This is a genomic window from Flavobacterium sp. (assembly GCF_043779715.1).
Lineage (GTDB): Bacteria > Bacteroidota > Bacteroidia > Flavobacteriales > Flavobacteriaceae > Flavobacterium.
The window spans coordinates 1-9,374 of record NZ_JAYWDT010000074.1; the positions used below are offsets into that span (position 1 = coordinate 1).

Below are 9,374 nucleotides of genomic sequence, written 5' to 3' on the forward strand. Positions count from 1 at the left end.
AAAAACGCTTGCCACCAGGTCAAGCTAAAAAGATTTATGGAGGAAGTGCAAAAGATTATGCTCCAGGACAGCAAAAGAAAAATAAATAGAACATAATAAAAAAACCACGCTACTTGCGTGGTTTTTTTATTATGTTTTAAATAGCGTTAGATAAAACCATCATTATTTTCCGAAAGCTTTTTTGTTAAAAACTATCAAAATCCCAACACCTGTCGATATTGCCATATCTGCTATGTTGAAAATCGCATTGAAAAATGTGAAATGTTTTCCTCCAAAAAACGGCAGCCATGTTGGTAAATCTCCGTTCCAAATTGGGAAATATAACATATCGACAACTTTTCCGTAAAACCAGTTTCCGTAAGGTTTGTCGCTAAACAGTGTTGCTAAGTTGTAAGAGCTATCATCGAATATTTTTCCGTAAAAAACAGAATCTATAATATTTCCGAAAGCACCAGCTAGTATTAGTGAGATTGCAATAATTAATACGCTTGAACTTTGTTTTTTTACAGCGTCCCAAAGCCAGTAACCTATCCCGCCTACGGCAAGAATTCTAAATGTGGTTAGGGCTAATTTTCCGTAAAGACCAGGAATTTCGACTCCCCAAGCCATACCTTCGTTTTCTATAAATAGTATTTTAAACCATGAAAAAACTTCGATTTCTTGGTGCAAAATAAAATGTGTTTTGATATATATTTTAGAAACTTGGTCTATTAATAAAACCAAAAAAACAATAAAATAGGCTTTCTTTAAATTCATTTTAAAATTTATTACGGAACAAAAATAAACATTATTATATAAAAAACGCTCCAAAAAAGGAGCGTTTAGTAATTTTATTGTGCGATATGTTATTTCTGTAAATTTTTTGCTTCAATGCTCATTGTAGCATGAGGAACAATTTTTAAACGTTCTTTGTTTATTAATTTCCCTGTTACTTTACAAACACCGTAAGTTTTACTTTCTATACGAACTAGCGCATTTCTCAAGTCACGAATAAATTTCTCTTGACGAATAGCCAATTGTGAGTTTGCCTCTTTAGACATCGTTTCGCTTCCTTCTTCAAATGCTTTAAACGTTGGCGATGTGTCATCGGTTCCGTTGTTTAAGTCATTCATGTAAGCGCTTCGTATTAAATCTAAATCTATTTTAGCTTTGTCTAATTTTCCCAAGATTAATTCTTTGAATTCTGCTAATTCTGCATCAGAAAATCTTATTTGTTCATCTACCATAATTTCTTATTTTGAAATTAAAATCATTGTTTTTATATCATCAAACTCAATAATCGTACCGTTTTCGATACCATCTAAAAGAATTAGTTCTTTTGTAAGTGTTTCAGATTTTATATAGTCTTGGTTGTCTAAAATGGCTTGATTTATTTTGTCATTTTTTTCTACCGAAACCGTAATCTTATCAGTCACATCGTAACCCGAATCTTTTCGCAAATTTTGAATTCGGTTCACTAACTCTCTGGCAATTCCTTCTTTTCTTAATTCATCAGAAATTGTAATGTCTAATGCTACGGTAATTCCACCAGAATTTGCAACCAACCAACCTTCAATATCTTGCGATGTGATTTCTACATCTTCTATTGATAAAGTTATATCTTTTCCTGAAATAACAATATCTAACGTTCCGTCTTTGTCTAATTGATTAATTTGCGCAGCTGTAAAACCTTGTATCTCTTTGGCAATCAATCCCATATCTTTCCCAAAACGCGGACCAAGAGCCTTAAAATTAGGCTTTATTTGCTTTACTAAAATCCCTGAAGCATCGTCTAAAAGTTCTATTTCTTTTACGTTTACTTCGGCCATAATCAAGTCCGAAACTGCTTCTATTTCTGCTTTAAATGCATTGTCAAGTACTGGAATCATTACCTTTTGTAATGGTTGGCGTACTTTTATCATTTCCTTCTTTCGAAGCGATAAAACTAGTGACGAAATCGTTTGTGCTTTTTGCATTCTGCTTTCTAACGATTTATCAACAAAGTTTTCAACTGATTTTGGAAACTCGGCCAAATGTACACTGTCATATTTTTCTGACTGTGTTGCTAAGGTTAAATCTCTGTAAAGTTTATCCATAAAGAATGGGGCAATAGGTGCTCCAAGCTTAGAAACAGTGATTAAACAAGTATATAATGTTTGATAAGCGGCAATTTTATCTTGTGCATAATCACCTTTCCAGAAGCGTCTTCTGCACAATCTTACATACCAATTACTTAGGTTTTCTTGCAGGAAATCTGAAATAGCACGAGCGGCTTTCGTTGGTTCGTAGTCCGCATAAGCGTCGTCAACGACTTTTATAAGCGTATTTAGTTCGGATAAAATCCAACGGTCAATCTCTGGTCTTTCGTTTAATGGAATTTCTGCTTCGGTATATTTAAACCCATCAATGTTAGCATATAACGCAAAGAAAGAATAGGTATTATATAAAGTTCCGAAGAATTTACGACGTACTTCTGCAATGCCTTCTATGTCAAACTTCAAATTATCCCAAGGATTTGCATTCGAAATCATGTACCAACGCGTAGCATCTGGACCATATTCTGCCAAAGTTTCGAAAGGATCTGCGGCATTTCCTAGACGTTTAGACATTTTTTGTCCGTTTTTGTCTAAAACCAATCCGTTAGATACTACATTTTTATAGGCTACTTTATCGAAAACTAAAGTCCCAATTGCGTGCAAAGTATAAAACCAACCACGAGTTTGATCGACACCTTCGGCAATAAAATCCGCTGGAAAATCTTTGTTTTCGTCTATTTTTTCTTTGTTTTCAAAAGGATAATGCCATTGCGCATAAGGCATAGAACCGGAGTCGAACCAAACATCTATCAAATCCGATTCGCGTTTCATTGGTTTTCCTGATGCAGAAACTAACGTGATTTCATCAACTACATTTTTGTGTAAATCGATTAAATCGTAATTTGATTCATCCATATTTCCAATTTCGAAACCTTTGAAAGGATTTTCTTTTTGGAAACCTGCTGCGATAGATTTTTCGATTTCGTTGTATAATTCTTCAACCGAACCAATTAAAATTTCTTCTGTTCCTTCTTCGTTTCTCCAAATTGGCAACGGAATTCCCCAAAAACGAGAACGAGAAAGGTTCCAATCATTGGCGTTTTTTAACCAATTTCCGAAACGTCCTTCGCCAGTTGCTTTTGGCTTCCAGTTGATGGTTTCGTTGAGGTTAAACATTCTGTCGCGAACTTCTGTAATTTTTATAAACCAAGAATCTAGCGGATAATATAAAATTGGCGTGTCGGTTCTCCAACAATGTGGGTAACTGTGCACATATTTCTCTACTTTAAATGCTTTGTTTTCTTCTTTTAGTTGAATTGCAATTTCAACATCAATCGAACGTTCTGGCGCTACTTCATCAGTATAATATTCATTTTTGACATATTTTCCAGAATAATCACCCAAACCATCGATGAATTTACCTTGTAAATTTACTAATGGCACAGGATTTTCGTTTTCGTCAAGAACCAACATTGGCGGAACTTCTGGCGTTGCTTCTTTTGCTACTTTAGCATCATCTGCTCCAAAAGTTGGGGCTGTGTGTACAATTCCTGTTCCGTCTTCGGTAGTCACAAAATCTCCTGAAATTACTCTAAAAGCATTTTCTGGATTTTGGTATGGCAAAGCCAAAGGCATTAATTGCTCGTAACGAATTCCTACTAAATCTGCACCTTTACATTCGGTTAGGATTTGATATGGGATTTTTTTGTCGCCTTCTTTGAAATTTTGAAAGTCTGATGGTTCTGTACTTTCAAAAAAACCTTTTGCAAATTGTTTTCCAACTAAATTTTTAGCCAAAATTACATTTACTGCTTCAAAAGTATATTGATTGAAAGTTTTTACTAAAGCATAATCAATTTTTGGACCAACGGTTAATGCTGTATTGGAAGGTAAAGTCCAAGGAGTAGTTGTCCAAGCTAGTATGTGTACGTCGCCAAAATTTTGTAAAAAACTAGGTAAACTTTCGTTTAATGCTTTAAATTGTGCCACGACCGTTGTGTCTGTAACATCACGATAAGAACCTGGTTGGTTCACTTCGTGAGATGACAATCCTGTTCCTGCTTTTGGAGAATAGGGTTGTATGGTGTAACCTTTGTACATCAAATCTTTGTTATAGATTTGTTTCAGAATCCACCAAACAGATTCCATGTATTTGGGTTTGTAGGTTACGTAGGGGTCTTGCATATCTACCCAATAACCCATTTTTTCGGTTAAGTCATTCCATACATCGGTGTAACGCATGACTGTTTTTTTGCAGGCTTCGTTATATTCTTCGATTGAAATGGTTTTTCCTATATCTTCTTTGGTAATTCCTAATTCTTTTTCGGTGCCTAATTCTACTGGCAAACCATGCGTGTCCCAACCTGCTTTACGTTTTACTTGAAAGCCTTTTTGGGTTTTGTAGCGACAAAAAATATCTTTAATAGCACGTGCCATAACGTGGTGAATCCCGGGCAATCCGTTTGCTGATGGTGGCCCTTCGAAAAATACGAATGGCGTGTTGCCTTCGCGAGTGGTTACGCTCTTTTCGAAGATGTTTTCTTTTTTCCAAAAATCAAGGATTTCTGATGCTACCGTGGGTAGATTAAGTCCTTTGTATTCAGTGAATTTAGTGCTCATTTTGTCCTTTTCTTAAATCGTGGTGCGAAAGTAAGAAATTAAGTCGAAAGTCGAAAGTCGAAAGTCGAAAGTTTGTGCTTTGCGTGAGGGATAGCAGTGGAAATCCTTTTTTTGGATTTTTCTTCCAAAAAAAGATTGAAACGGATAGCACGACCCTTTCGGGTAACGCCCAAGATTATTTCTTTTCTTTCAATGACTTTAAGAAAAAACTTCTTTGAGAACGTCTAATGATTTTGGCTTTTTGAAGCCGTCGAGATGAAAACTGTAATAATCAATGAGGATTTTTAGGAGTATTTGGCGTTCGATGACATGGAAAGTTTTCTGATCATTATCGAATTTTAAATCGATGAGTTTTTTGAACAAATTAGTTTCGTGTTGGGTGAGTGAACTGATGGCGTGAAAAGGGGAGAAGATGCCTTCGGTCATTTCGAAAAACGGGTACTCTATATTTGAAATATCTGGATAAAACCCTAAATATTTTGTAGTTTCTAAGAGTAAAATGAGATGAAAATTGGCAGTTTCGTCATGATTGTCTAACCAGTATAAAGCAGTTTCGAGAAAGGTAAAAAAGGCTTCGTTTTTTTCTTCTTCGTGTATGGAATGGTGTAAAATTTCGGAAATGAATATCACGATAGTGCTTTTTACTACATCGGAATGGATGGAATGAAAAGGGGTGGCGATTTTTATTTCTTTAAAATTCTCTAAAGTGCCTTTGTTCTTGTGAACAGCTTCGATTTCTAGTATTGTTAATGGCTGAAAATAAGCGATTTTTTGGTTGGATTTTCTAGAAGAAAACGCATCACGAACAAAGTAAGATTTGAGTCCATCGGAAAGCGTAAAACATTTGACTATCAAACTTTTTTCTTGGTATTTGATAGATGAAATTACGATGGCTTTGGTTTTGATTTGCATTAGGGTTTACCTTACAATCATTACTTTTTTTACTTTGGTTTCAGCTCCATCATCGGAAGATAGAAAAAGCATGTAAACACCTGAAGCTACTTTGTATTTTCCGAACGCTTTTGAGTCCCAAATCATGGTTCCTCCTTCAGAAATACCTTCGTGAACTAGGTTTCCTTCAATATCAGTAATTTTAACATTGGCTTTGTCCATGAGTCCGGTTATAAATATACTACCGCTGTATTCTGGTCTTACAGGGTTTGGATAAACAATTACATTTTCGAAGTTTTCTGCGCCATTTGTTGCGGTTCCTTTGAAGGATACCATTCCTGCTTCGGTGGCTATAAATACTTCTCCGGTTAGGACATTAATATCAATATCAGTTATTGTATTACTTGGTAATGGAGAGTTTTCTTTGGTAAAAATATTGAATGTTTTTTGTCCGTCGGAAGAGATGTAGAACAAACCAGCTCCTGCAGTACTAATCCATTTGTTATTTGCGCCATCTACCACAATATCAGTAATAAATTGACCATATAAAAGTTCTTGGGCTAAACTGTCTTCGAGAATAATAATTGAACTTGTGGTTAACTCGTTTTGGGTTAAAAATGAATCTACATTTTGGAGTATCCTTAGTCCAGAAGCTGTCCCGATCCATAATTTATTCTTATTATCTACTGCAACTGCTCTTACATCGAATGTTGGAAGATTTCCTTCGTCTTGACCTTGCCTTATTGTGATGCATTTGTTACCGTATTTTTCGTTAAATCCTACTAATCCTTCAAAGAAGGCACATACCCATTTTGTTCCATTTTTATCGATAGTTAATCTTCCGTAAGCTGTAGAAAGTGGATTCATAAGGCTTGTTAGTGGGAATCCTTGCCATTGTCCGTCAGTTTTTAGTACATGAAGCCCTTTGCTTACAAGTGAATTTGTTACCCATAAGTTGCCATCCTTGTCGAAAGCAGAACCATTTACTCTAATGTCGTCTGGGACTTGGCCTGGAATTGTTTGTAAACTACTGTTTGAGGTATTAAATATTGTAGTTGGAACATTATTTTCAAATTTTAATAAGCCAGAATAATAGGAGCTAAAGAAAACTTGATTTTCGTTTTTTGGGTTTACGACAACTCGACTAATTGATTTTGCTCCAAATAAATCTTGATAAGGAGTTGGTGTCCATAAATTATTAGAATCGTATTTGCTTACACCAAAAGAATCTAAAGGATACGGGTTGTAAAAAATGCTATAATCACCATATGCCGCCCATATTCCATTTGAAAAAGATTGGATAGCAAAAAGCCTGTTTTTATCTGGTCCGTTTGGTGTTATATTCTCGAAAACGGTAGGATTACTTAATGATGTTGCGAATACTCCGTTTTCTTGTGTTCCTATATAAATCTTGTCATTTATAATTGTAGCACATGTGAAATTTACTAGAGGAAAATTAGGGATGTTGTTAATGTGAGTAATTTCAATTAATTGCTGATTGTAGATATATACATGATTTTGTAAAGTTATGATTAAGTTGTCTTCCTTATGCCTTGTGTCTATAGGTATTTGAGGATAGCTTGTAATAAAGTTAGGGACGTCGTTAATTAATTTATAAATGGCGCCACTTAAATTGACTGCTACTAATTCTGTATTAATTGCCTCGACACTTACCCAACTTCCAGCTGATATATTTGTCCATTGGTTAAAATCTATAAGATTTGGATTTGTTACAGCTGCTTTTAATAGACCATAACCATTAGCAACGGCATAAATAAAACCATTGTAAATGGTTGTTTGTAAAATTTCGACGTTTGAACCACCAGAGCCAATAAAATAAGTGTCACCAAACTCCGAAAGATTTAAATCGTATACTGAAATGCCAAAATCTGTCGAAATATAAACTTTGCCATTATATTCCATTAAATGGTTAATCCTCTTTTTGTTGGGTGGAACAGATGGTTTGTTTAATATATCGACTACATTTAGCATGCTTCCGTCAAGGTCATTTATAATAATAATTAATCCGTCGGCATGACCTATAAGTGTTTTTTTGTAGGTTTCGCTATGGTAAATTTGAGTTATATTTTGCCCAGACAATCCATCGACAGTTGAAATTTTTGAAATTTCATTTGTGGTTAAGTTTCTTTTGAAGTAAGCGTTTTCTGCTGCGCCATAAATTTGAGTTGTGCTTTGCGAAATATCTTTAATAGAATTATAAGAAAAATACCCTTTCCATAATTTATTGTCTTGGGAGTGCCCAAAAGTTGAGATTAATAATAGGATATATAAAAAAACGTTTTTCATCTGAAGGAATTTAGCAATTACAAATATAGAACAAAAACGATTTTATTTTGGTTTTAATATATTTGTGTATAAAAAAAGTGCTCACCTTGGTGAACACTTTCATATTTATTATAAAGGTTTAGTAAATTAAACTACACCTTGACCTAACATTGCATCAGCTACTTTTACGAAACCAGCAATATTTGCACCTTTTACATAATCAACATATCCGCTTCCGTCAGAACCGTATTGTACACATGCTTCGTGAATGTCTTTCATGATAACTTTCAAACGATCATCAACTTCTTCTGAAGACCAACTTAAACGTAAAGAGTTTTGAGACATTTCAAGACCTGAAGTAGCAACTCCACCAGCGTTAGATGCTTTTCCTGGAGCGAATAATATTTTTGCGTTTTGAAAAACAGTAACTGCTTCTGGAGTAGATGGCATATTTGCTCCTTCAGCCACACAGATACAACCGTTTGCTACAAGAGTTTTTGCTTCTTCCTCATTTAATTCGTTTTGAGTTGCGCAAGGCAATGCAATATCACATTTTACTTCCCATGGACGTTTTCCAGCAATGTATTTAGCACTTGGATATTTTGTTACATAATCAGAAATTCTTCCGTAGTTTACGTTTTTAATTTCCATTACATAAGCTAGTTTTTCAGCGTCAATTCCTGCTTCGTCATATATGTAACCAGCTGAATCCGACATTGTAACTACTTTTCCTCCTAATTGAGTCGCTTTTTCTGTAGCATATTGAGCCACGTTTCCAGAACCTGAAACAACAACAGTTTTTCCGTCGAAGCTTTGTCCTTTAGTTTTTAGCATACTGTAAGCGAAGTAAACATCACCATATCCAGTAGCTTCTGGACGGATTAATGAACCTCCGAAAGAAATTCCTTTACCAGTTAAAACTCCTGTAAATTCGTTTCTAATTCTTTTGTATTGACCAAACATGTAACCAACTTCTCTTCCTCCAACACCAATGTCTCCAGCTGGAACGTCAGTGTTTCCACCAATATGCTTACATAATTCTGTCATAAATGCTTGACAAAATTTCATAATTTCGTTGTCAGACTTTCCTTTTGGATCAAAATCAGCGCCACCTTTTCCTCCACCCATTGGTAAAGTAGTTAAGCTGTTTTTGAAAGTTTGTTCGAAAGCTAAAAATTTAAGGATGCTTAAATTTACAGAAGGGTGAAAACGAATTCCTCCTTTATACGGTCCAATGGCAGAGCTCATCTGAATACGGTAACCACGGTTTACTTGTGTGTTTCCAGCATCATCTAGCCAAACAACTCTAAACATGATAACACGTTCTGCTTCGACCATTCTTTCCAAAAGCATTTTGCCTTCGTATTTTTTATTTTTTTCAATAAAAGGAATTACAGTTTCTGCAACTTCTTTAACTGCCTGCATAAATTCAGGCTCATTTGGGTTTCTTTTACCTACTGCTTGGATGAAAGCATCAATACTTTGTGACATGATTTATAGATTATTAACGTTTAAAAAAACGTTTTCGTTACGAATAGCAAATATACATTTTATAAAAATATA

Annotated in this window: 6 protein-coding genes; all 6 read right to left on the bottom strand. The window is 34.9% G+C overall.

Annotation, left to right across the window (positions count from 1 at the left end; translation table 11 throughout):
* Positions 1-162: 162 nt before the first annotated feature.
* Positions 163-756, bottom strand: a complete 594-nt coding sequence (locus tag ACH2BG_RS03895; protein ID WP_395046408.1) for a lipoprotein signal peptidase — start codon at positions 754-756, stop codon at positions 163-165.
* Positions 757-845: 89 nt separating this feature from the next.
* Positions 846-1,226: a TraR/DksA C4-type zinc finger protein gene (locus ACH2BG_RS03900; protein ID WP_091475345.1), complete on the bottom strand. Its 381-nt coding sequence runs from the start codon at positions 1,224-1,226 to the stop codon at positions 846-848.
* A gap of 6 nt (positions 1,227-1,232) precedes the next feature.
* The gene (gene ileS, locus ACH2BG_RS03905) at positions 1,233-4,634 is read right to left on the bottom strand and encodes an isoleucine--tRNA ligase (protein WP_395046409.1); all 3,402 of its coding nucleotides are present in this window, start codon (positions 4,632-4,634) and stop codon (positions 1,233-1,235) included.
* A gap of 198 nt (positions 4,635-4,832) precedes the next feature.
* Positions 4,833-5,546 (bottom strand): DNA repair protein RecO, encoded by a 714-nt coding sequence (recO, locus tag ACH2BG_RS03910; RefSeq protein WP_395046410.1) that lies wholly within the window; start codon positions 5,544-5,546, stop codon positions 4,833-4,835.
* A 6-nt stretch (positions 5,547-5,552) separates the two neighbouring features.
* Entirely contained in the window at positions 5,553-7,832 is a 2,280-nt protein-coding gene (locus ACH2BG_RS03915; protein WP_395046411.1) for an ABC transporter substrate-binding protein, read from the bottom strand.
* Positions 7,833-7,958: 126 nt separating this feature from the next.
* Positions 7,959-9,302 (bottom strand): NADP-specific glutamate dehydrogenase, encoded by a 1,344-nt coding sequence (gene gdhA / locus ACH2BG_RS03920; protein WP_395046412.1) that lies wholly within the window; start codon positions 9,300-9,302, stop codon positions 7,959-7,961.
* Positions 9,303-9,374: the final 72 nt, after the last annotated feature.

Coding starts and splice junctions, on each gene's coding strand:
- ACH2BG_RS03895 (WP_395046408.1), bottom strand. CDS start 756: ATGAATTTAAAGAAAGCCTATTTTATTGTTTTTTTGGTTTTATTAATA.
- ACH2BG_RS03900 (WP_091475345.1), bottom strand. CDS start 1,226: ATGGTAGATGAACAAATAAGATTTTCTGATGCAGAATTAGCAGAATTC.
- ileS (WP_395046409.1), bottom strand. CDS start 4,634: ATGAGCACTAAATTCACTGAATACAAAGGACTTAATCTACCCACGGTA.
- recO (WP_395046410.1), bottom strand. CDS start 5,546: ATGCAAATCAAAACCAAAGCCATCGTAATTTCATCTATCAAATACCAA.
- ACH2BG_RS03915 (WP_395046411.1), bottom strand. CDS start 7,832: ATGAAAAACGTTTTTTTATATATCCTATTATTAATCTCAACTTTTGGG.
- gdhA (WP_395046412.1), bottom strand. CDS start 9,302: ATGTCACAAAGTATTGATGCTTTCATCCAAGCAGTAGGTAAAAGAAAC.